The sequence below is a fragment of the Microvirgula aerodenitrificans DSM 15089 genome (genome assembly GCF_000620105.1).
GTDB lineage: Bacteria > Pseudomonadota > Gammaproteobacteria > Burkholderiales > Aquaspirillaceae > Microvirgula > Microvirgula aerodenitrificans.
Window position 1 is genome coordinate 298,906 of the sequence record NZ_JHVK01000004.1, and the last position, 23,262, is coordinate 322,167.

At 63.5% G+C, this 23,262-nt stretch carries 20 protein-coding genes and 1 rRNA gene; 13 read left to right on the forward strand and 8 right to left on the reverse strand.

The window, feature by feature from the left end:
• Positions 1–4 precede the first annotated feature (4 nt).
• Positions 5–472, forward strand: a complete 468-nt coding sequence (gene pyrI / locus Q352_RS0106885; RefSeq protein ID WP_036385572.1) for an aspartate carbamoyltransferase regulatory subunit — start codon at positions 5–7, stop codon at positions 470–472.
• Between the two features lie 68 nt (positions 473–540).
• On the opposite strand, the gene Q352_RS0106890 is transcribed toward pyrI, so the two are convergent.
• Complete coding sequence (locus tag Q352_RS0106890; RefSeq protein WP_028498713.1) at positions 541–1,335, reverse strand: inositol monophosphatase family protein; 795 nt, start codon at positions 1,333–1,335, stop codon at positions 541–543.
• Between the two features lie 119 nt (positions 1,336–1,454).
• On the opposite strand from Q352_RS0106890, the gene Q352_RS0106895 reads away from it, so the two are divergent.
• Positions 1,455–2,180 carry a 16S rRNA (uracil(1498)-N(3))-methyltransferase gene (locus Q352_RS0106895; RefSeq protein ID WP_028498714.1) on the forward strand — a complete coding sequence of 242 codons (726 nt, stop codon included), beginning with the start codon at positions 1,455–1,457 and terminating at the stop codon, positions 2,178–2,180.
• A gap of 5 nt (positions 2,181–2,185) precedes the next feature.
• Here Q352_RS0106895 and Q352_RS0106900 read toward each other — a convergent pair whose 3' ends face one another.
• From Q352_RS0106900 to hslV, 3 genes are all read right to left on the reverse strand, one after another.
• Positions 2,186–2,641 carry a hypothetical protein gene (locus tag Q352_RS0106900; protein ID WP_051528736.1) on the reverse strand — a complete coding sequence of 152 codons (456 nt, stop codon included), beginning with the start codon at positions 2,639–2,641 and terminating at the stop codon, positions 2,186–2,188.
• 605 nt (positions 2,642–3,246) lie between these two features.
• Positions 3,247–4,587, reverse strand: coding sequence for an ATP-dependent protease ATPase subunit HslU (hslU, locus tag Q352_RS0106905; RefSeq protein ID WP_028498716.1), 1,341 nt, complete (start codon positions 4,585–4,587; stop codon positions 3,247–3,249).
• A gap of 11 nt (positions 4,588–4,598) precedes the next feature.
• Positions 4,599–5,132 carry an ATP-dependent protease subunit HslV gene (gene hslV, locus Q352_RS0106910; protein WP_028498717.1) on the reverse strand — a complete coding sequence of 178 codons (534 nt, stop codon included), beginning with the start codon at positions 5,130–5,132 and terminating at the stop codon, positions 4,599–4,601.
• 198 nt (positions 5,133–5,330) lie between these two features.
• Between hslV and Q352_RS20110 the strand changes: the two genes are divergently transcribed.
• The 4 genes from Q352_RS20110 (at position 5,331) to Q352_RS0106930 (ending at position 8,805) form a co-directional block, all read left to right on the forward strand.
• Positions 5,331–6,014, forward strand: coding sequence for an energy transducer TonB (locus tag Q352_RS20110; protein ID WP_159075944.1), 684 nt, complete (start codon positions 5,331–5,333; stop codon positions 6,012–6,014).
• 14 nt (positions 6,015–6,028) lie between these two features.
• Positions 6,029–6,706, forward strand: a complete 678-nt coding sequence (locus tag Q352_RS0106920; RefSeq protein ID WP_028498718.1) for a MotA/TolQ/ExbB proton channel family protein — start codon at positions 6,029–6,031, stop codon at positions 6,704–6,706.
• Positions 6,693–7,115 (forward strand): ExbD/TolR family protein, encoded by a 423-nt coding sequence (locus tag Q352_RS0106925; RefSeq protein ID WP_028498719.1) that lies wholly within the window; start codon positions 6,693–6,695, stop codon positions 7,113–7,115. Before Q352_RS0106920 ends, Q352_RS0106925 begins: the two co-directional genes overlap by 14 nt.
• Before the next feature lie 82 nt (positions 7,116–7,197).
• Complete coding sequence (locus tag Q352_RS0106930; protein WP_211249605.1) at positions 7,198–8,805, forward strand: Fic family protein; 1,608 nt, start codon at positions 7,198–7,200, stop codon at positions 8,803–8,805.
• A gap of 252 nt (positions 8,806–9,057) precedes the next feature.
• On the opposite strand, the gene Q352_RS0106935 is transcribed toward Q352_RS0106930, so the two are convergent.
• The 4 genes from Q352_RS0106935 to Q352_RS0106950 all read right to left on the reverse strand — a co-directional run bounded on the left by Q352_RS0106935 (position 9,058) and on the right by Q352_RS0106950 (position 16,102).
• Entirely contained in the window at positions 9,058–11,571 is a 2,514-nt protein-coding gene (locus Q352_RS0106935; RefSeq protein ID WP_028498721.1) for a PepSY domain-containing protein, read from the reverse strand.
• Between the two features lie 22 nt (positions 11,572–11,593).
• Complete coding sequence (locus Q352_RS0106940; RefSeq protein ID WP_028498722.1) at positions 11,594–12,274, reverse strand: Fe2+-dependent dioxygenase; 681 nt, start codon at positions 12,272–12,274, stop codon at positions 11,594–11,596.
• A 70-nt stretch (positions 12,275–12,344) separates the two neighbouring features.
• Positions 12,345–14,642 (reverse strand): TonB-dependent receptor, encoded by a 2,298-nt coding sequence (locus tag Q352_RS20115; RefSeq protein ID WP_051528738.1) that lies wholly within the window; start codon positions 14,640–14,642, stop codon positions 12,345–12,347.
• A gap of 323 nt (positions 14,643–14,965) precedes the next feature.
• Positions 14,966–16,102 carry an alpha-hydroxy acid oxidase gene (locus tag Q352_RS0106950; protein WP_028498723.1) on the reverse strand — a complete coding sequence of 379 codons (1,137 nt, stop codon included), beginning with the start codon at positions 16,100–16,102 and terminating at the stop codon, positions 14,966–14,968.
• Between the two features lie 180 nt (positions 16,103–16,282).
• Here Q352_RS0106950 and Q352_RS0106955 point away from each other — a divergent pair, with 180 nt between their 5' ends.
• From Q352_RS0106955 to Q352_RS0106985, 7 genes are all read left to right on the forward strand, one after another.
• A complete protein-coding gene (locus Q352_RS0106955) occupies positions 16,283–16,642 on the forward strand; it encodes a DsrE/DsrF/TusD sulfur relay family protein (RefSeq protein ID WP_028498724.1) in 360 nt (119 codons plus the stop codon).
• Positions 16,643–16,650: 8 nt separating this feature from the next.
• Complete coding sequence (locus Q352_RS0106960) at positions 16,651–18,078, forward strand: hypothetical protein (protein ID WP_028498725.1); 1,428 nt, start codon at positions 16,651–16,653, stop codon at positions 18,076–18,078.
• 148 nt (positions 18,079–18,226) lie between these two features.
• Positions 18,227–18,415, forward strand: coding sequence for a hypothetical protein (locus tag Q352_RS0106965; RefSeq protein WP_146745005.1), 189 nt, complete (start codon positions 18,227–18,229; stop codon positions 18,413–18,415).
• Between the two features lie 186 nt (positions 18,416–18,601).
• The gene (locus Q352_RS0106970; protein ID WP_028498727.1) at positions 18,602–19,945 is read left to right on the forward strand and encodes a glutamine synthetase family protein; all 1,344 of its coding nucleotides are present in this window, start codon (positions 18,602–18,604) and stop codon (positions 19,943–19,945) included.
• Between the two features lie 166 nt (positions 19,946–20,111).
• Positions 20,112–21,200, forward strand: coding sequence for a polyamine ABC transporter substrate-binding protein (locus Q352_RS0106975; RefSeq protein WP_036385513.1), 1,089 nt, complete (start codon positions 20,112–20,114; stop codon positions 21,198–21,200).
• 132 nt (positions 21,201–21,332) lie between these two features.
• On the forward strand, positions 21,333–22,925 hold the full coding sequence (gene nadB, locus Q352_RS0106980; RefSeq protein WP_028498729.1) for an L-aspartate oxidase: 1,593 nt from the start codon (positions 21,333–21,335) through the stop codon (positions 22,923–22,925).
• Positions 22,926–23,199: 274 nt separating this feature from the next.
• Positions 23,200–23,262, forward strand: a 16S ribosomal RNA gene (locus Q352_RS0106985); the annotation flags it as partial.

The following is a 23,262-nucleotide window of genomic DNA, read 5'->3' on the forward strand; positions in this document are numbered from 1 at the left end:
CAAGATGGAAAAGATTGATTACACGCTGAAAGTCGAAGCACTGAAGGACGGCACCGCCATCGACCATATCACCGCCGGCCAGGGGGTGAAGATCCTGCGCATGTTCAAGCTGATGGAATCGGGCGAACGGCTGTATGTCGGCCTGAACCTGCCCAGCCGTCGCCTGGGCAAGAAGGACCTGATCAAGATCGAGAACGTGCTGCTGACGCCGTCGCAGGCCAACCAGCTGGCACTGTTCGCGCCGGATGCAACGGTGAACGTGATCCGCAACTTCGAAGTGGCCGAGAAGTACACGCTGGATCTGCCGGAGCTGATCGAGGGCGTCTTTGCCTGCCCGAACTCGAACTGCATTTCGCACAACGAACCGGTCAAGAGCGTGTTTCACGTGCGTCGCGCCAAGGATGGCAGCACCAAGATGCGCTGCCAGTACTGCGAGAAATCGTTCAGCCAGGATATCGTGGCCGAGCTGTAATCGGTTGCACATGCAGGCTGATGGAAAAAGCGCCCCCCGGGGCGCTTTTTGTTTCACGTGAAACAGGATTACTGGTTCAGGCGGATCCAGTGCTTCCATGGCTCGAAGAAGCGCGGGTCCAGTGCGGCGATGGCAGTCCGGTGCCATAGCTGACTGGACCAGTAGTCATCGCTCTCTATGGTGGCGGAGCGGCCACCGGCTTCTTCCAGAATCAGTGCGCCGGCCGCGTAATCCCACAGGCGCTGGCCGCCGTGCAGGTACAGGTCATAGCGGCCGCTGGCCAGATTGCACCAGTCCAGCGTCGACGAGCCGAGATTGCGCAGACTGCCGAATGGCGCGGTGGCCAGCAGCCGGTTCGACAGCCGGCCACTTTTCAGATACTTGATCTCCACCGCGGCAATGGTGTCGGTGAAGTGCTCGGGAGAAGGCTTCAGCGGCAGGCGGACGCCGTTCAGGTAGGCTCCGCCGCCCCGCTCGGCATAGAACATCTCGTCGGCCACCGGGTTGTAGATCACGCCGAGTTCACTGCGGCCATTGACCATCCAGGCCACCGAAATGGCGAAATACGGCAGACCGTGAATGAAATTGGTGGTGCCGTCGATCGGATCGACCACCCAGATACCGGCATCGCCGGCCTTGTCCCACAGGGCCGCCTGCTCACACGGGGTCATTTCCTCGCCGAGCACCGGCGCGGCGATGATGTCGGGCAGTGCCCTGGCCAGTGCTTCCTGGGTGGCGAGATCGGCTTCGGTAAACGGGGTTCCGTCATGCTTTCGCGTAGCGGACACGCGCAGGAAACGCGGCATGACCTCTGTCTGCGCAATTTCGCGCAACAGATGGATGACCTGGTCGACAGCCTGCATTGTCATTATTCTCCACGGCTACACCGACTCGGCATTGTCAGCGCTCAACTGGCAAAATACCGGCTTGCCGATGGCCGTGTCAAAGCACGGACCCAATGAATTCGCCCCCAGAGGTATGCATGCCCCGTTTTTTCATCCCCGAGACGCTTCCGCAAGCCGGTGAATACGCATTGCCGGACGATGTGGTCAGACACGTGCAGGTGCTGCGCATGCGCGCCGATGACGAGATGAGGCTGTTTGACGGCAGCGGGGGCGAGGTCAGGGCCATCCTGCGTGACCTCGGCAAGCGACATGCGCGGGTCGAACTCGGCGAGCGGCTGGCAATCAGCCGCGAGTCGCCGCTGACCCTGTGTCTGGCGCAGGGCGTTTCCACCGGTGAACGCATGGATTTCACGCTGCAGAAAGGCGTGGAGCTGGGTATCAGCGTGTTTCAGCCGCTAGTGACTGAGCGCGCAGTGCTGAGACTGGGCGGGGAACGTGCCGGGCGCAAGACCGAACGCTGGCGCGATATCGTACAGGCGGCCTGTGAACAGTGCGGCCGCAATACCATCCCGGAAGTGCTGCCGTCGATGAGCCTGGATGCCTTCCTGCAACAGTCGCTGGAGGCATCGCACCGGCTGCTGCTGTCGCCGGTCGGCAACCGGCGGCTGGCCGACTATGCGCCGCCGCAGGGCAAGGTCTGGCTGATGGCCGGTCCCGAGGGCGGGCTCAGCGATGGTGAGGAGCAGGCTGCCTTTGCCCGGGGCTGGACGCCACTGGCGCTCGGGCCACGGGTGCTGCGTACCGAAACCGCGGCACTGGCCGCGGCGGCTGCGCTGCAGACGGTCTGGGGCGACCTTGGCTGACCGGTTCAGGCCGGCCGTTGTGCCGCGCTGTAGATCAGGCGGTCGTTGAACAGCACTTCGCCGGGGCGCAGCGGTTCGTGAATGCCCTTGGGTGCCGTGCGGACGAAATGCAGTGTGGTGCCGTCAACACTGATCCAGGCCGGGATCGGTTCGCCGTCGAACTGTCCCAGTGCCTCGGGTGACAGTGTTGCGCTGTCGCGGTCGACGGATGGTGAACGTGGCGGTTCCGGTGCGCGCTGTGCTTCTTCCTCGTATTGCCAGTCGCGGGAACGGGTTCGCGGCACCTCGGTCCTGGCTGTCGACAGCCACCAGCGCAGCACCCAGCCGGGCAGCAGAACCCGATGGACTTTCTTGTCCTCGGTAATGACGCAGGAAATGGCGAACTCGGCATCGCATGCCGGGCAGCGCGCCTTGGCCGCAATCACTATCCGGTTCTGGATCACGGCCGCGACGCCGTGCATGTGATCTGCGGTGACCAGTTCATTGCATCGTACGCAGTGCTTGGCAAAGCGGCTGATGCTCTGGCCATTCCTGAACGCCAAAGGCAGAAAATGAGACAGTCGATTGGGTTTGGGCATGGGCCTGATACTTGGAAGCTCGGATTCATCTTAACAAAGACATTGCTTTGCCGGCGGAAATTTCCCCATATTATCCACAGGGGAGTCAGTCATCGTGGCTGGCGGCCATGGCCTGCGCCTGGCCGGACGAAATCCGCGCCAGTGGCGGGATTGCACCGGATACGGCGGAATGCCGGTGGGGTTTTCGCGGCAATCCGGTCGAGCATTGCGAAAGTTATCCACCATCTTATCCCCCGCAAGGCAGGCTGGCTGGCCACGGGCAGCCAGGTTTTCCCCGGGCATGCGGCAAACCGGGCCAGCGCGGCCTGAACCGGCCCGGACCGGGCTGCAATCCGGGCTGAAATTTTTGCGGCAGGCTTTGCCGGCAAGGCGAAAAGACAAAGCCATTCTGTGCGATTTGTAATAAATATTATGAGATACGTGCGTAATATCATTGTCAAAAAAAGGGCCGGCATTCGCGCCGGCCCTTTCTGCTGCAGACTGTCCGGTCACAGAATGTAGCGGGCCAGGTCCTCGCGCCGGGCAATGCCTTCCAGCTTTGCGTTCACATAGTCGGCATCGATGGAGACCGGACCGGTCTTCGCATCGAACGACAGCTCTTCAAGCAGCTTTTCCAGCACGGTATGCAGACGGCGCGCACCGATGTTCTCGGTTTTCTCGTTGACCTGATAGGCAATCTCGGCCAGACGGCGGATCCCTTCGTCAGTGAACGACAGCTCGGTGCCCTCGGTGGCCAGCAGTGCCTGGTACTGACGGGTCAGGCAGGCATCGGTCGCGGTCAGTATCTGCTCGAAGTCCTCGACCGACAGTGCCGACAGTTCGACCCGGATCGGCAGACGGCCCTGCAGTTCCGGCAGCAGGTCGGACGGCTTGGACAGATGGAAGGCACCCGATGCGATGAACAGGATGTGATCGGTCTTGATCATCCCGTACTTGGTGCTGACCGTGGTGCCTTCGACCAGCGGCAGCAGATCGCGCTGCACGCCGGCCCGCGACACGTCGGCGCCGCTGGTGCCTTCTCCGCGTGCGGTGACCTTGTCGATCTCGTCGATGAACACGATGCCGTTCTGCTCGACATTGCGGACCGCCGCCGCCTTGATGTCCTCGTCATTGACCAGCTTGGCGGCTTCCTCATCCGTGACCAGCTTCAGCGCTTCCTTGATCTTCAGCTTCTGCGGCTTTTTCTTGCCGGCGCCGATATTGGCGAACATGCCCTGGATCTGGCTGGTCAGGTCTTCCATACCCGGCGGCGCGAAGATCTGGGTTTCGGGGCCATTGACGGCGATCTCGATCTCGATTTCCTTGTCGTCGAGCTTGCCCTCGCGCAGCATCTTGCGGAATTTCTGCCGGGTGTCGTTGTCATGGCGCTCGACCGGGGCCGTGTTTTCGCCACTGAAGCCGGGCTGACGCGGCGGCGGGATCAGCGCATCGAGGATGCGGTCCTCGGCCGCGTCTTCGGCACGGTAGCGGTTGCGATGGACCGCCTCGTCACGCGCCTGCTTGATCGCGGCTTCGGCCAGATCGCGGATGATGGTCTCGACGTCGCGGCCGACATAGCCGACCTCGGTGAACTTGGTGGCTTCGACCTTGATGAACGGCGCATTGGCCAGCCGTGCCAGCCGGCGGGCAATCTCGGTCTTGCCGACACCGGTCGGCCCGATCATCAGGATGTTCTTCGGCGTGATCTCGCTGCGCAGCGGCTCTTCGACCTGCTGGCGACGCCAGCGGTTGCGCAGGGCGATGGCCACCGCTTTCTTGGCGGCTCCCTGGCCGACAATATGCTTGTCGAGTTCGTGGACGATTTCCTGCGGGGTCATCTGGGAGGACATAACAATCTTTCCTACAGTGTTTCGATCACGTGGTTCTGGTTGGTGTAGATGCAGATGTCGCCGGCAATGGCCAGCGCCTTCTTCACCACCTCGGCCGGCGGCAGCTCGGTGTTCTCGTACAGGGCGCGCGCGGCAGCCTGGGCATAGGCGCCCCCGGAGCCGATTGCGGCGATGCCCTGTTCCGGTTCGAGCACGTCGCCGTTGCCGGTAATGACCAGCGTGCGTTCCTTGTCGGCCACGATCAGCATGGCTTCCAGCCGGCGCAACGCGCGATCCGAGCGCCAGTCCTTGGCCAGTTCGATGGCGGAGACGAGCAGGTTGCCCTGGTATTTCTGCAGCTTGGCCTCGAAGCGCTCGATCAGCGTGAATGCGTCAGCGGTACCGCCGGCGAATCCGGCCAGGACCGAGTCGTTGTGCAGCCTGCGAACCTTGCGCGCGGTGGCCTTGATAACGATGTTGCCGAGGGTGACCTGGCCGTCGCCGCCCAGGGCGACAAGATCGCCGCGGCGCACCGAAACGATGGTGGTGCCGTCGAACTGTTGCATGGAATGACCTTGATAAGAAAAAGGGGAATGGCGCGCGACACGGGGTCGGGCCGGGTTCCCCTGCATATGAAGCCGCCGGGCCGGATTGCAAGCGGGGGGGCGGGCGACAGCGGGGCCGTCCGTCATGCGGAAAACGAGTGAGAAAGCTTCTTATTTCTATTGAACATGAGATAAGTTCTCATTAAGATGATGTCCGCCATGAATCGCAAGACAGAAACTTCCACGCTCCTGATCGCCGTCGGCCTGCACGTCGTATTGCTGGCAGCCGTCGCCAAGCCGGTCGAACACACGACGCTGACCGCGCCGCGCATCGACTATGTCAGCCTCGCGCCGATCACCGAGGAAGCCCCCGCGCCTGCCGCCGCCGCGCCGGCTGCGCCCAGGAGCGAGCCGACGCCGGTCAAGCCGCAACCGGTCGTCAAGCGCGAGCCGCGCCCGGTGCCCAGGGTGGCGGACAAGTCGCCGGTAATCCCGGTGCCGACAGAAAAGGCCGCGCCGTCCACGGCGTCGGCGGCCAGTGATGCTTCCCCTGACAGGACGGCGTCGAGCGACTCGCACAGCGACAGTCGCAGCGGCGCCGAACGCAGTGAATCGACGGCGGAAGTCGCGCCGTCCTTCAATGCCGCCTATTTGTCCAACCCCCGGCCGTCCTACCCGCCGATCTCGCGGGAAATGGGCGAGCAGGGAACCGTCATGCTGCGCGTTGAAGTCAGTGCCGAGGGCGCGCCTGTCGCCGTCAAGCTGCACAAGTCCAGCGGTTTCGGCCGTCTTGACCGCGCGGCGCTGGATGCCGTGCAGCGCTGGCGCTTCGTGCCGGCCAAGCGCGGCAGCACTGCCGTTGCCGGCAGCGTGCTGGTTCCCATGAAGTTCAATTTGACCTAAGGATGTCGTAAACGATGGATCTGAGTCTGGTTTTTCACCAGGGTGACGCGATTCTGATCGCAGTCTTTCTGCTCTTGCTCGCCATGTCTGTCAGCAGCTGGTGGCTGATCCTGATGCGCAGCGTGCGCTACATCACGATCCGCCGGGCGAACCGGGCGCTGGACCAGGCATTCTGGGCCACGCCGGACTGGGTGCGCGCCAGCGAGATGGTGCACAACGCCGAGGCGCCGATTGCGCGCATCGCCCAGGCCGGGCTGGACGCGCTGGCGCATTACCGCCAGCACGCAACGCGCACGCTGGGCCAGGCCTGCGGTATCGACGATTACCTGACCCGTGTCATCCGCCAGACCTTGTCGCGTGAAAACGCCAAGCTGGAAAACGGCATGACCTGGCTGGCGACCGTTGGCGCCGTTGCACCGTTCGTCGGTCTGTTCGGCACGGTGTGGGGCATCTACAACGCGCTGATCGGCATTGCCCACGAGGGACAGGCATCAATTGGCGCCGTGTCCGGTCCGATCGGGGAAGCCCTGGTGGCCACTGCCGCCGGTCTGGCGGTCGCCATCCCGGCCGTGGTTGCCTACAACGCGCTGCTGCGTGCCAATCGCGTGCTCAGCGCCGACATGGACGGTTTTGCGCATGACCTGCATGCGCAGTTGTTGACGCAAACGGGAGAAACCGATGGCGTTCGGTAGTTTCCATTCGCAAGGTGCGGCCCCGATGGCGGACATCAACACCACGCCGCTGGTCGACGTGATGCTGGTGCTGCTGGTGGTGTTCATCGTCACCGCGCCGCTGCTGACCAATGCGGTACCGATCCAGCTGCCGCGCGAGGCCGCCGTCCAGCACCAGGACAAGCCGGAAGCCATCCGGCTGGCCGTCGATGCCGAGGGCAAGATGTTCTGGGACGACAAACCGGTCGACGCAGCATCGCTGGAAAAGCGCTTTGCCGATGCGGTGCGCGTGAAGCCGGAGATTGAAGTTCACGTGCGTGCCGACAAGGCTGCGCGTTATGAACAGGTCGCCGAAGTGATGGCTTCCGCCCAGCGCGGTGGCGTTGCCAGGATCGGTTTCGTGACCGAGGCGCCGGCAACCACGCGGTAGACCGGCCTGTTGTCCACATCGAAAAGCCCGCCTGCTGGTGGGCTTTTTGTCGTTCTGTGTCGGGGCGCTACCGTAACGGAGGGTGCAGAGACTTGCGTTCCGTAATCAAATTTCAGAGAAAACGCTGTTTTATAATCGTTTTTTATGGGCAATAATCAAATTTATGGAACTCATCGGTTATCAATGGCTGGCAAATGCACTCGGCGTGTCTCCCGTGCATGCCTTTGCCGTGCAGAGCGGCATAGGACGAAGCCGGTCTACCACGACCGATGGCGATCACCGGGTTGAGACCTACACGGAAAGCTACCGCCCTGGTGATACCTTCAGTGAGCATCTGAACTTTGCGTTCCGCTATCAGGGCGTGCATCTGGAGTTCCTGGCGCGCTTGTATCGCTTGCCACAAGCCAGGGAAGCGCTTGAACAGTGGATTGCCAGAGAGCCAACAGGGGCCTATGCCCGTCGCGCATGCTTCTTTTATGAGTGGCTGATGCCGACCAGACTGGATGTTCCGGATGTTGGCAGGGGCAACTACACGGACGCGCTGGATCCGGAAGAGTATGTAGTGGGTGCGCGGGTCAGAAACCAGCGCTGGCGCGTGAATGACAATCTGCCGGGAAACCGGGACTTCTGCCCGATTATCCGGCGTGCAGACCGTGTGAAAGAGTCGGAACAGTATGACATCCAGGCCAGACTGACCGAGCTGGAGTCAACTTTCGGTATTGACTTGATCATGCGCAGCACTGTCTGGCTGACCGTGAAGGAAAGCAGGGCCAGCTTTCTGATCGAACATGAACAGGACAAGGAAGACCGGATCCGTCGCTTCGCTGCGGTGATGGAGAATGAATGCGGCAAACATGACAACCCCTTTGCACCGGAAACACTGGCTACTCTGCAGAATGGCATCCTTGGGGACTCGGCTCTGCGCTATGGATTGCGCCAGTCTCCGGTCTACGTGGGACATGCCGAACGTTATCAGCCCGTAGTGGACTACATCGCACCGCACTGGAGCGATACGGGGTCGCTGCTTTCGGGCCTGTCCTGCTTTCTGGACAGGACAAGGGGAAGTGCTTCCATTGTGCGGGCGGCAACGGCCTCGTTCGGTTTTGTCTATATCCACCCGATGGTTGATGGAAACGGCCGTATTTCCCGCTTCCTGATCAACGACATACTGCGGCGGGACGGGGTATTGCCGACGCCGGTCATCCTCCCGGTATCGGCGACAATCACAAACAGCACTCATGCGCGGGCAGCGTATGAACAGGTGCTTGAGCGCTTCTCCCGCCCCTTGATGCTGCACTACGCGGATCAATATCATTTTGGCAATGACGTTATTGGCGATGATGGAATCGAGTACAACTTCCATTTCAGCGGCTACGACGACGCCTTGCCAGCCTGGCGCTATCCAGACCTGACTGCGCACGTGATCTACCTTGCGGAGGTGATTGACACGACGCTGACACATGAAATGCGGGCCGAGGCAAGGTTCCTTCAGGCCAATGACAATGCCAGGAAGGGGGTCAAGCAGTTTCTCGAAGCCCCGGACCACGAGCTCGACAGAATCATCCGGAGTATCCGGCAGAACGGAAACTGCATTTCAAACCAGTTGCGCAAGCGCTACCCGCTCCTGACGGAGAAACCCGGACTGGGGGAAAGAATCGTACACGCCGTAGTCGCTGCCTTTGATGACTGATCAGGGGGCACGCATTTTCTCTCCTGTGGACAAGTCAGGTAAGCGGGCGCCCGTATCCGGTTGTGGATAACTTTTTCCATTGACCAGAAAGCCTGCCATTGCTGGTCAGGGCGCCTCCGGTCGACTGCCGTTTCTCTTGCCCTGTGGATAAAAAATCAGTATTTCCCGCGTGCAGACGGTCATGCTCACGCCAATGCCTGCCGGGCGGGCAGCAAGGTCAAAGAAGCCGTTGCTGCCTACCCCGAACGGCAGTCAATACACGTCGCGACAATAGCGGCCTTCCGCCATCATCTCGTCGAGTGCCTGTTCGCCGACCAGATCGCGCAGCGCGGCGTCGACGGCCGGCGCCATGCCCTTCAGGCTGCCGCATACATAGACGGCGGCGCCGGCATCCAGCCATTCCCGCAGGGTATCCGCCGTCGTGCGCAGTACATCCTGCACGTAGCGGCCGGGTGACGGATCGCGCGAAAACACCGCATCCAGCCGTTCCAGCAGGCCCTGTTCGCGCCAGTGTTCGAGCTCGTCTCTATAGTAGAAATCGCGGTCGGCGTTGCGCTCGCCAAAGATCAGCCAGTTGCGGCCCTGACCCTGGCGCGCGCGGGCGCGCAGGTGGCCGAGCAGGCTGGCCAGTCCGGTGCCGTTGCCGATCAGGATCAGCGGCCGTTCGGTCGGCGGCAGGTGGAAGCCGGCATTGCGGCGTACGCGCACGCTGACCTTGCCGCCCAGCGGCGCATGCCGGGTCAGCCAGCCGGAACCGGTACCGGCGCCGGTTGCCGTCTGCACCTGGCGCACCAGCAGATGAACATGGCCGTCTTCCGGCAGCGAGGTGATCGAGTACTCGCGCGGCCGCAGTGGCGTCAGACCCGACAGCCAGCCGGCCAGCGGCCGGTCCTTCACGCTGGCCGGATCCGGCAGCACCACATCGGCCAGATACTCGCCCAGCGGGCGCGACTCGCCCTCCACGGCCACGGTCAGGCCGGCATCGAGACCGGCAGCGGCCAGCCAGGCATCGACCACCTCTTGCGCATGGCGTGGTGTGACTTCGACCAGATCCCCCGACGTCCAGTGCGGGCGCTGGTCGGCTGGCGGCGCGAGTTCCAGATGGTAGGTGGCACCCCCCAGGCTGCCGGGGTTCAGGTGCTGGCGGCTCACGATGCGCCAGTCGGCCGCGGCCGGTTCGGCTTCGGCAACCGGTCCGGCGCCGTAATGGCTGGCCAGGGCGGCCTGCCACTGTGCCAGCGCGGCCGGATCACCGGCATCGACTTCGATCGGGGCAAAGCGGGCGCTGGCGCCGGAGCGGATCAGCCAGTCTTGCAACTGGCGCCCGAACGCGCAGAAATCATCGTACTGGCGGTCACCAAGCGCGAGCAGGGCGAAACGGACGCCGTCGAGCGTGGCCGGCAAAGCCATCCGCTTCCGGAATGCCCGCGCGCTGTCGGGCGCCTCGCCATCGCCAAAGGTACTGACGATAAACAGCACATCGTGATAACGGCCGATGGCGTCGGGCGGCAGGCGGCCCAGCGCCTCGACGCACACGGTACGGCCGGCTGCCTGCAGGCTGGCGGCGGTCTGCCAGGCCAGTTCGGTCGCCTGACCGCTCTGGCTGGCATGGCAGACCAGTATCGCGTCGCCAGTCGTCGCTGCCGGTGTACCGGCCAGACGCGCGGCTGCCGCGACCTGTTTTTTCTTGCGCCGGCGATCGAGGTACAGCATCCAGCCGGTGATCGCGAACAGCGGCATGGCCAGGCTGGACAGCATCAGGATCAGGCGACCTGGCAGGCCGAAGTAGGCGCCGGTATGCAGAGGCAGCACGCTGGCGACCAGTTGTGCGCCGGCCGGCTTGTCGGCGTAGTTTTCCCGCGACAGCAGGGCGCCGCTGGCCGGGTCGAATTTCAGCACATCAAAGGCGCGTTCATGCGCCGCGCCGGCGCGCTGGTAACTGACCTGCAGCGGCTGGCCCGGCTTGCTCGGCAGGCGCAGGATCATCGACTGGTAACTGCCGACCTCGGCGGCAATGGCCGGCCAGCGGGCCTGCAGGTCGAAGCGGGGCGATGCGCGCCTGTCGCCGCGTTCGCCGCGCGGCGGGCCGTCGCCGGCACGATCGCGGGAGACGCCGGCCAGCGAGTTGACCGCATCGCGGTACCAGTCATACGACCAGAACAGCCCGGTCAGCGCCGACAGCAGATAGCAGACCAGTACCCAGGTACCGGCGGTGGCATGCAGATTCCACAGGAAGGCACGGCCTTTCAGGGCCGGTTTGAAGGCCAGCCAGTTGCGCCATTGCCGCATCAGCCGTGGCCAGCGCAGATACAGCCCGCTCAGGCACAGGAACAGCAGCGCCAGGGTCGAGGCGCCGACAATGGATTTGCCGGTCGGACCGGCCAGCAGGAAGCGGTGCAGTTCGCGAATCAGCTTCATCGCATCGGCGCCGGTCGGCGTCGCCATCCGTTCGCCGCTGTAGGGGTTCAGATACAGGGTTTCGCCACGCTTGCCACCGGGGCCGGCAAACGCGATTCGCGCCGGCCGGTCGGCATCGGCCGGCAGCATGATGAACGCAATGCGCTTGCCGGGCCCGGCCACGCGCGCGGCCAGCGCATCGGGGGCGAGCCGGACGGCAGCAGGCGGCGGCACGATATTGCCGCGATTGAGCAGCGAGACGATTTCGTCCTCGAATGACAGCAGGGCGCCGGTCAGACCGACGACTGCCAGCACCAGCCCGGCAGTGATGCCGAACAGCCAGTGCAGCTGGAACCAGACTTTTTTCAACAAGGGAGTCTCCGCGGGACCGTCAGATCTCGGCCCATTGGCGCAGCAGATTGTGATAGTGACTGGTCAGCGACAGCACTTCGGTACTGTCGCCAACCTGTTCGCGCAGGCGCTGGATGGTCAGGTCCAGATCGAACATCATGGTGCGGCGCCAGTCGTCGCGGATCATGCTTTGCGTCCACAGGAACGCACAGACCCGGCTGCCGCGCGTGACCGGTTCAACCCGGTGCAGGCTGGTGGACGGATAGACGATGGCATCACCGGCCGGCAGCCTGGCCTGGTGCTCGCCATAGGCGTCCTCGACCACCAGTTCGCCGCCCTCGTACTCGTCCGGGTCGGACAGGAACAGCGTGGTCGATACGTCGGTGCGCAGCGCCGGGCCCTGGCCGCGCACGCGGCGGATGGCGTTGTCGACGTGATTGCCGTACTGGCCGCCGCCCTGGTACAGATTGAAGTACGGCGGCAGGATGCGGTGCGGCAGCGCGGCCGAGAAAAACAGCGGATGGCGGGTCAGCGCGTCGGTCACGACTTCGCGCAGCCCCTCGATGACCGGCGAGTTCTCCGGCAGTTGCAGATTGCGTTTGCTCTGCGATGCCTGAATGCCGGCGGTTGCCTGGCCGTCGACCCATTCGGCACTGGCCAGGATGCGGCGGCATTCGGCCACCTGTTCGCGGCTCAGCACTTCCGGTACGTGCAGCATCATGATGCGGATCTCCTGAATGGCAAAAACCGCCCGGTGCGGAAGGCACCGGACGGGGAGGGGGACTGCAGACTCAGAACTTGACGTTGGCGCTCAGCACCGCCTGACGTCCCGGTGCCACCGACACCATGTGGGTTACGTAGGCCTTGTCGTAGTAGGTCTTGTCGAACAGATTGGTCACGTTCAGGCGGACGCTGACATTCCTGGTGATGTCGTAGCTGGCCATGGCATCAAAGCGCCAGTACGACGGCACCCACTTGGTATTGGCCGGATCGCCGTAGACCCTGGACATGTAGTACGCGCCACCGCCGACAGTCAGTTGCGGCAGGAACTTGTAAGTTGTCCACAGGCTGAAGCTGTTCTTCGGCGTATTCGGGAACTGGTTGCCCTTGTTGGCCGCGTTGTTGTTGTAGCTCCAGCTGGTGCCGTTGCGGGTGCTCCAGTACGAGCCGCCGGTTTCCTTCAGTTCGCTGTCCAGATAGGTGTAGCCGCCGAACACCTGCCATTTCGGCGTCAGCACGCCGGCGATGCCGAGCTCGAAGCCGTTGATCTCCTGCTTGCCGACCGTGGCCATGGTGTTCGCATCGACGTTGACCTTGGCATTGGTCTTGGTGATGTTGAAGATCGCACCGCTCAGCGACAGCCTGTTGTCGAGCAGGTTCCACTTGGTGCCAAGCTCGATGCTGCGGGTCTTTTCCGGTTCCAGGTCCTTGTTGGTGGCCGAGATCGAGTCGGCGCCGTCACCGGCGGCAATACCCGGCGGGTTGGCGGCGGTCGAATAGTTCAGGTAGATGCTGCCGTTTTCGAGCGGCTTGAACACGATGCCGGCCTGGTAGCTCCAGAAGGTGCTGTCGCTGCTGAGATTGCTGGCCGCATTCGGTGCCGTGCCGTTGGTGGTGTACGCACGCTGCTCGGTATCGAAGCGGTCATAGCGCAGGCCAAGGTTCAGCAGCCATTGCGGATTCAGCGTCAGCGTGTCGAACGCATACAGGCCCTGGGTGTTGGTCGTGGTTTTGGTGCCGGCGGTCGCGCGGACCACCGAGCCGGTCCACGGGTCGTGCGGGTTCGGGTTCTGGATATTGGCGTTCGAGGTGCCGGTGACGGTGTAGCCGCGATTGTCGACTTCGGTACGGCTGATTTCAAAACCGGTAGCGATGGTGTGCTTGATGGCGCCGGTCAGGAAATGGCCGGTCAGCTCGGTCGCGTTGATGATGACTTCGCTGCTCGAATGGCGGTTTTTCGAGCTGCGCGGCATGGCCGGGCTGCCATTGACGATATTCGCGCTGGAGTCGCCCGGATTGGTGACCACATAGTCGTTCAGCGAGCGGGTGTAGCGCGTCGCATTGCGCAGGGTGAACTGGTCGTTCAGGTCATGCTCGATCCTGACCGTGCCGCTGTCGACCCGGGTCTTGCGGAAATCGCGATCGACCAGGCCATAGAAATTGTTGCGGTCCACACCGAGCGGACCGCCATCGCCGTTCTGCGACGCAGCCGGGTTCGCGGTCGGCTTGCCGGTCGGTGCCGTGGGGCTGGTTACGGTGAGGTACGGCGAGATCGGATTGTTGTACGGAATGCCGTAGTCGGGCATGTCGTCGGTCTGGAAGTGGTAATAGTCCAGATTCACCCGGGTCGGCGTGCCCAGGCCCAGGGCCAGCGACGGCGCCACGCCCCAGTGATTGAGATCGACCTCGTCGCGGCCCGGTACATCGCTCCTGAAGCCAAGCAGGTTCAGGCGCAGGGCCGACGTCTCGCCGAGCTGGCGATTCAGGTCGACGGTGGCGCGCATGTACTTGTCGGTGCCGAAGCCGACATCGACCTCGCCGAAATCACCGAGGCGGGCCTGCTTGGTGGTCAGGTTGATGCTGCCGCCGACCGCGCCGCCGCCGCTGAAGGCCGAGTCAGGCCCCTTGATCACGTCGACCTGCTCGACGTTGAACATGTCACGCGATTGCGAACCCGGGTCGCGCAGACCGTCGATAAACAGATTGCCTTGCGAATCGAAGCCACGGATGAACGGACGGTCGCCGGCCGGGTTGCCGCCTTCCCCCATGCCGAAGGTGATGCCCGGCGTGCTGCGCAGTGCATCCTGCAGGCTGGTGGCATTGGTTTCGCGGAGCACTTCCCGGGTGATCACGGTTACCGACTTCGGCGTGTCGACCAGTGGTGCGGTGTATTTGGTCGAGGCGGCGCGCTCGGCCGTATAGCTGTCCGGATTGATGGCCGGCGCTGACACGTCGACGGCCTGCAGTTGTTTCGGTTCGTCCGCCAGTGCGGTCGCCGGCAGGGTGATGGCCAGTGCCGTCAGCGCGACGGTGCGGTTCAGGCGCGGCGGGTGACAAGGCGCGTGCTTGCGGCTTTTGATATACGACATCCAGGAGCTCCATGCGGGGAATAGCGGCGTAAGCGCTGTCCGCCGGCCCGGATCGTCGTGCTCATGTCATGAAAACGCGGTCTGGACCGGGGGCGGGGCTTCGCCGCTTTAGTTGTTGTAAGAATCTTCTGGCTGGCTTCCTGGGCGCCGCAAAGGCGGGCGGTGGTGGCTTGCTTGAGGGCTTCGTTACAAGATCGGCTTCAGAATGTGGAATGATAATGCTTCCTATTTTCAAGGGTCAATCCAAGTGTTATTGACCTTGCTCAGAATTAACCGTCATGAAACGAGAATTTTCTGTATCAGAAACGGTAAAAGACTGTATTTCAGCGCTTTTCCGGCTCGCTGGTCCTGCCTGGCAGCGGTGTGAACAAAATGCGACGGTCGATATCCTGCAGCCGTGCGCAGCCGCACAGCGCCATGGTCACTTCGAGTTCCTCGCGCAGCAGCTTGATCACATGGGCGGCGCCGAGCGCCCCGGCCGTGGCCAGTCCATGCAGATAAGGACGGCCGATCAGCACCGCGCGGGCGCCGAGCGCCAGCGCCTTGACGATGTCGCTGCCACGGCGGATACCGCCATCGAGCAGCAGCGGCAGCGAGGGACCGACCGCGTCGGCAATGACCGGCAGCGCGTCGATGCTGGCAGGCAGGGTATCCAGCGTTCGCCCGCCATGATTGGACACGATCACGCCATCAATGCCGAGGCGCGCCGCCTGCTGCGCGTCCCGTGCCGAGCAGATGCCTTTCAGGATCAGCGGCAGGCGGGTCAGCCCGCGCAGGGCTTCGATATCGCGCCAGGTCGGGGCATGAGCCATCAGGCCGTCAAACACCATGCTCTGACCGGGCGCCAGCTGCGGCGTGCCCGGCATGGACATGCCGCGCAGGTTGACCGGTTCCACCCCCGGCGGCAGCTGAAAGCCGGCGCGCTGCTCACGATTGCGCAGGCCCCAGACCGGGGCGTCGACCGTGACCACCAGCGCGCGGCAGCCGGCGGCCTCGGCCCGTTCGACCAGAGTGCGGGTAAAGCCGCGATCCGGCTGCACATAGAGCTGGAACCACAGCGGCGCCCGGCCGGCCCGGGCAATGTCTTCCAGCCGGGTGCTGGCCAGCGTGCTGACCAGCATCGCCGCCTCCATCGCCTCGGCCGCCTGCGCCGTTGCCAGTTCGCCATCGGGGTGGAACAGGCGCTGATGGGCGACCGGCGCCAGAAACACCGGGTGCGCGTAGTCGTGACCGAACAGGGTCAGCCGGGTGTGTCCGCCGCTGACATCGGCCAGCACGCTGCCCTGCAGGCGGATGGCATCGAAGGCTGCGCGGTTCCAGCGCAGCGTATGCTCGTCGGCGGCACCGCCGGCCAGATAGGCCCAGGCATTGTCATCCAGGCAGCGGCGGGCGAACGGTTCGTAGTCGGCGACGGCGGCGATGTCACGCGGGATGGAGCCAGGGCGAGGGGCGGGAGGCATGGGGCAGGATACTGAACTGATAATGGTTCGCATTCTAACCGTGTGCCGCCCGGTGCGGGAGAGCCGTGCGCGCCGACGGCTGCTTTCTTATATGTGCCGGCAAACGGCCGGGCCTGAGCGGTAACGGTATAATTCGTTCATCTTCGCTTTCCGTCAGGCCGGCCGACACGCCGTATCGTCATGAAATCCTTTCTGTTCATCCTCAATGCCAGCCCCTACGGTCATGAAGCCGCCCTGTCTGCCCTGCGCCTTGCCGCCGCGCTGACTGATCCGGAGGCGGAGCCGGTTTCCCTGCGTCTGTTCCTGATGTCGGATGCCGTGGTGGCGGCGCTGGCCGGGCAGGACACCGGCGGTTCGACCCAGAACCTCGGCGACATGCTGGCGGAACTGGCGCGCGGCGGCGCCGAGATCCGGCTGTGCCGGACCTGCCTGGCCGCCCGCGGCCTGCTCGATGCCGGCTTCGTTCCTGGCGCGGCCATCGGCACGCTGGCCGACGTGGCGGGCTGGATGCGCACGGCCGACCAGATCCTGACGTTCTGAGGGTGCCCATGCGAACCATCAAAGCTTCTTCCACCCTGCCTGGCGATCCCTTCCTGCCGAACCGGTTCATCTTCGGTGATGCCGTTGACGCGGAAGGTCTCGAAGAACATGAATACCTGGTCCATACCGAAGAGCCGACCTTTGTCTGCCGCATCGTGGTCCAGGATCTCGAATTCAAGGGCTCGGACGCCGAAGGTTTCTGCTCGGCCATGCTGTATGACGAGGCGGAAAACGTCAGCTATTACGCCTGTAATGACGGCGTGACGCTGACCGACTTCAATTTCTACGGCAATGGCGAGCCGACCGCCGGGGTGCTGCAGAAGATCTGTGACGACGCCATTGCCTGCTACTGGGCCATCGACGAGGCCTACAAGAAGCGCGAGGCCGAGCCGATCCGCCGGCTGCGGGTCATGAAGCGCGAGACCGACGAGAGCGCCAGTGTCGCCGAACGCGCCGCCAGTCTGGCCGCCGCCGCGCGCGGTGCCGACAGCGACCCGGCCGCCGGCATCCAGCTGGCAGTGCAGACCCAGGCCGCACTGAACAGCAACGACCCGCGCATCTTCACCGAGGCGCAACTGGCGCTGGTCGAGGAGCCGCAGGCGCGCAATACGCTGCTGTCGCGCGCGCGCGAACTGATTGCCTTCCCCGACGTGGCGCGGCCGGACGGCAGCTTCAAGCCCTACGAGCTGTGGGCGGTGCCGCTGATGTACACCGTCGAGCATGCCGGCGAGGGCTGGTATTTCCCCGGCCTGGACGGACTGGAGGCGGTGCTGCGCGAGCACTACCACCTGGCGCCGAAGGTGCAGCTGCACGTCTCGCCGGCGCTGTTCACCCACGGGATGCTGCGCGACTCGGCCTGCCAGACACTGATCCACGTTGCCGACGCGCTCGATGCCGGTGAAGTGTTCGTGCCGGAAGAGGTTGATGCCATGCGTCGCCGCTACGAAGAGGAACGGCAGAATTACCTGCCACGGCTGACGCTGAACTGGATCGTGTTTGCGGTCGAGCGCGGCACGCTGCAGGGAGAGCATGCCGATCCGCAACTGCTGCTCGATGCGATGATGCCGGTGATCGAGCAGTCGATGAACGCCGAGATCGACTACGGCGAAGCGACCATCTTCCAGCCCGAGCCGCTGTGGCAGAGTTTTGCCACCGGTACCCAGGAATACAATGTGAAGCGGCTGATGTTCTGCCTGTCCTACCTGGAAAAGAGCATCGGCCTGAACGCCGTGCGTGCCGAGGTCGAGTACCGGCCGCAGGCCAGTGCCTGGTGGTTGTCGCTGCTGCACACCCGGGACGGGGAAAGCCTGACCAGTTTTGCCTGGCTGATCAGTCCGGATCTGGCACCGGATCGCGACGCGGCACTGGTACAGTTGTCCGAGCTGCTGCAGCAGTTCGAAATCAGCATGGTCCCGCCGCGCGACCTGCTGCACTAGCGTACCGGAGGCGGCGGATAGTCCTTGCCGCCGCCGATGACCCCGGCGTAAAGTGAACTCACTGCGTTGCTGATGAAATGCACGCGGGCGGCCTGTGCCGTTCGCGCTGTCGGCAACCCGGCCGGCCAGCCGTGGCCGGTCACACCTGATGAGTGCCGACCCGATGCGTTTTGCCCCGCTGGCCGCCTACACGTTCAACAACCCGCTGGCCGATTTCGATGCCGGGGTGAGACGCGTGTCGCCGCACAATGCCGGCGTCTGCCGCGCCCGCATCGCACTCGGCGTATTTGTCCAGCCATTCGACACCCACGGCGACTGCCTGTCCCCGGCGGCCTGACCGCCATCGCCGGCCCGTCCGGCTACCCCCCATCCGATATTGAAGTCCCGCATGGACCGCGGCCGCAAGCCGCCGTCCGCTGGCGCGTGCGCCGGTGCGGGCAGCCAACGCGGTTGCCGACCCCTGCGTCGACCCGGTGCGCCCCTGCGCGTCCCGGTCGCGCGTCGGCGGCCCGGAGTGTTGATCATGAATCAGGAATCCCTGAGCGGCTGGCTTGATCGCCAGCGCGTGACCGAAGTGGAATGCATCGTGCCGGACATGACCGGCATCGCACGCGGCAAAATCGTGCCGCGCGACAAATACGACGACGTCGAAGGGTTGCGGCTGCCGGAGGTCGTGCTGCTGCAGACCGTGACCGGCAACTACCCGGACGATGATGAGGACTATGTGGCCCCGGTCGATCCGGACATGGTGCTGATGCCGGACCCGTCCACCGCGCGGCTGGTGCCGTGGGCGCTGGAGCCGACCGCGGTGCTGATCCATGACTGCTACAAGTTCGACGGTACGCCGGTCGACCTGTCGCCGCGCAACGTGCTGCGCCGGGTGCTGTCGCTGTATCGCGCCCGGGGCTGGGAGCCAGTGGTGGCGCCGGAAATGGAGTTCTACCTGGTCACGACCAATCCCGACCCGGACCTGCCGCTGGAGCCGCCGGTCGGCCGCACCGGGCGCTCGGAAACCGGGCGCCAGGCGTACAGCGTCGATGCGGTCAACGAGTTCGATCCGGTGTTCGAGGATATCTATGCCTACTGTGAAACCCAGGAACTGAAGATCGAGACCCTGATCCACGAGGTCGGCGTGGCGCAGATGGAGATCAACTTCAGCCATGGCGACCCGCTGGCGCTGGCCGACCAGGTGTTCCTGTTCAAGCGCATCGTGCGCGAGGTTGCCATCCGCCACTCGATGTACGCGACCTTCATGGCCAAGCCGATGGAGGGCGAGCCGGGCAGCGCCATGCACCTGCACCAGAGCGTGGTCGGCGTCGATGGTGGCGGCAATCTGTTTTCGCGTCCGGATGGGGAGCCATCCGCGCTGTTCCTGCATTTCCTCGGCGGTCAGCAGCACTACCTGCCGAAATCGATGCCGTTCTTCGCCCCGTATGTGAACTCGTACCGCCGGCTGACCCGTTTCAGTGCGGCGCCGATCAATGTGCGCTGGGGTTATGACAACCGGACCTGCGGGCTGCGGGTGCCGCATTCCGGCCCGGCGGCCCGGCGGGTGGAGAACCGGCTGCCCGGCGTCGACTGCAATCCGTATATCGCGATTGCCGCCTCGCTGGCCGCCGGCTACCTCGGCATGATCGAGGAACGCACGCCGACGCCGCCACTGGCGACCAGCGCCTATGGCATGCCGTACGAACTGCCACGGCATCTGGACGATGCCATCGAGTGGCTGCGCGGCTGCGCCCCGCTGGCCGAAGTGCTGGGCGAGCGCTTCGTGCGTGCCTATTGTTCAGTCAAGGAAGCCGAATATGAAGAGTATGCGCGCGTGATCAGTCCCTGGGAGCGCCGCCATCTGCTGCTGCATGTGTAGCCGGTTTTCCCCGCGGTCCTGAGCACTGCCATGGCGGGCAAGGGTTTTGCTTGTTTGCCGGGCAGGATGCCGAGTGCCCGCAGTCGGTGATGTTTCGGTATTGGCAGCACCCGCGTCATGCCCTCCGCATGGTGCGGTCCGTTCATAACGAGGAGAAGCCCGCATCATGCTGAAGAAAACACTTTTGCTGACCTTGCTCGCCGTATCGCCGTTCGTGTCCGCCGCCGAGGAGAAAGTCCTCAATATCTACAACTGGTCGGACTATATCGCCGACGACACCGTGGCCCGGTTCGAGAAGGAAACCGGCATCAAGGTGCGCTACGACGTCTACGACAGCAACGAGATCCTGCAGGCCAAGCTGCTGTCGGGCAAATCCGGCTACGACATCGTGGTGCCGACCAATGCCTTCCTGGCCCGGCAGATCCAGTCCGGCATCTATCAGAAGCTCGACAAGGCGAAGCTGTCCAACTACAAGAACCTCGACCCGCAGGTACTGAAGACCACTACCAAGTTCGATCCCGGCAATGCCTATGCGATTCCTTACCTGTGGGGGATGAACACGGTCGGCATCAATGTGAAGAAGGTCAACCAGGCGCTGGGCGGCAAACTGCCGGAGCGCCAGTTCGATCTGCTGTTCAAGCCCGAATATGTATCGAAGCTGAAATCGTGCGGGGTGTCGGTGCTCGACTCGCCGTCAGAAGTCTTTCCGACTGCGCTGCACTACCTGGGCAAAAACCCGAACTCGACCGATCCCGCCGACCTGAAGGCCGCCGCCGACCTGCTGAAATCCATCCGCCCGCATATCACCCGCTTCTCGTCGTCCGGCTATATCAATGAACTGGCCAATGGCGAGCTGTGCCTGGTGTTCGGCTATGGCGGCGACCTGAACATTGCCAGGCGGCGTGCGATCGAAACCAAAAACGGTGTCGACATCAAGCCGCTGGTGCCGAAGGAAGGCGTGGAACTGTGGTTCGACAGCATGGTGATTCCGAAAGACGCCAGACACCCCGACAACGCGCACAAGTTCCTGAACTTCATCATGCGGCCGGAGATCATCGCGGCGATCTCGACCAAGGTCACCTACGCCAACGGCAACCAGGCGGCCAGGCCGCTGCTGGACAAGAGCCTGACCAGTGACCCGTCGATCTACCCGTCGGCGGCGACCGTCAACGCCGGCTATGTGCAGATGCCGCTCGATCCGAAATCCCAGCGCCTGATTACCCGCTACTGGCAGGAAATCAAGACCCGCAAGTAAGGGCAACCGTCCTGTGGTGCCGGCAAGCGGTCGCATGCACTACTGCTTGCCGGCTCAGGCAATCGGCATAAGCTTTTCCCGTTCCGCTTTTGCTATGCTGCGCTGCATTGCAAACTGCGCAGGCAACACGGGATGATGACGTTCGACGTATTGATCGTGGGCAGCGGACTGGCGGGCATGACGCTGGCGCTGCATCTGGCCGAGAAGAAAAAGGTCGGGCTGATCACCAAGAAGGAACTGCTCGAGGCCAGTTCGAGTTATGCACAGGGCGGCATCGCCGCCGTGCTCGATGCCGGCGACTCGGTCGAGGCGCATATCCAGGACACGCTGGTGGCCGGCGGCGGGCTGTGCAACGAACCGGCGACACGCTTTATCGTCGAGAACTCGCGCCAGGCCATCGACTGGCTGATCTCGCTCGGCGTGCCGTTTTCTCCCGACGACGGCGAGGAAAACAGCTACCGCGGCTTTCACCTGACCCGCGAGGGCGGACACAGCCATCGCCGCATCATCCATGCCGCCGATGCGACCGGCAGCGCGGTCACCTCGACGCTGGGGCAGAAGATCCGCGCCCATCCGAACATCACCCTGCTGGAACAGCACATCTGCATCGACCTGATCACTGCGCAGAAGCTTGGGCTGGAAGGCAAGCGCTGTTTCGGCGCCTATGTGCTCGACATTGAACTCGACGAAGTCCACACCGTCACCGCACAGCACACCATCCTGGCCTCCGGCGGCGCCGGCAAGGTCTATCTGTATACGACCAATCCGGACACCGCGACCGGCGATGGCATCGCCATGGGCTGGCGCGCCGGCTGCCGGGTGGCGAACATGGAGTTCATCCAGTTCCACCCGACCTGCCTGTATCACCCGCATGCCAAGTCGTTCCTGATCTCCGAAGCCGTGCGCGGCGAAGGCGGCATCCTGCGCCTGCCGGACGGCACCCGCTTCATGCCCAACCATGATCCGCGGGCGGAACTCGCCCCGCGCGACATCGTGGCCCGGGCCATCGACTTCGAGATGAAGCGTCATGGCCTCGACTGCGTATACCTTGATATCTCGTACAAGCCGGAAAGCTTCGTGCGCGAACATTTCCCGAACATCCATGCCACCTGCCTGGCGCTGGGTATCGACATCTGCAAGGAACCGATCCCGGTGGTGCCGGCGGCGCACTACACCTGCGGCGGCCTCAAGACCGACCTGTGCGGGAAGACCGACGTCGACAACCTGTATGCAGTGGGTGAAGTCGCCTGCACCGGGCTGCACGGCGCCAACCGGCTGGCGTCGAACTCGCTGCTCGAATGCATGGTGATCGGGCGGGCGGCGGCGGAACACATCCTCAAGGCCGGCAAGCAGCAGACGCCGGCGGTCCCGGACTGGGACGACAGCCGGGTGACCGATGCCGACGAGGCCGTGGTCATCTCGCACAACTGGGACGAACTGCGCCGCTCGATGTGGGACTACGTCGGCATCGTGCGCACCAACAAGCGGCTGGAGCGGGCACTGCACCGCATCGAACTGCTGAAGACCGAAATCAACGAGTACTACAGCAACTTCCACGTCACCAATGACCTGATCGAACTGCGCAATCTGGTGCAGACCGCCGAATTGATCGTGCGTTCGGCCATGGCGCGGCATGAAAGCCGGGGCCTGCACTACAGTCGCGACTATCCGGATACGCTGGCTGATGCGGTCGACACGATCCTGGTGCCGGAGACGGCAAAGTAAATATCCTTTACGAACAGTAGTTTGACCTTTTTGTGACAGGAAAAGTGCGAAGAGGTGTTGACGGAAGGGAGGGGCGGACGTATAGTTCGCTTCCTCGCTGCACGACGCAGCGCCGAACGAAGCAGCAAGTTGCTGATTCAGTTCGGAAAAACGCTCTTTAACAAAACAGACAACCGATAAGTGTAGGCGCTTGCTGAAAAGCAAGGCTTACACAGTCAAGGAAGAACTTTCAGAAGTTCTTTTGAGAATTGCGTCAGCCAGTTTTGCAAAGATTGAACTGAAGAGTTTGATCCTGGCTCAGATTGAACGCTGGCGGCATGCTTTACACATGCAAGTC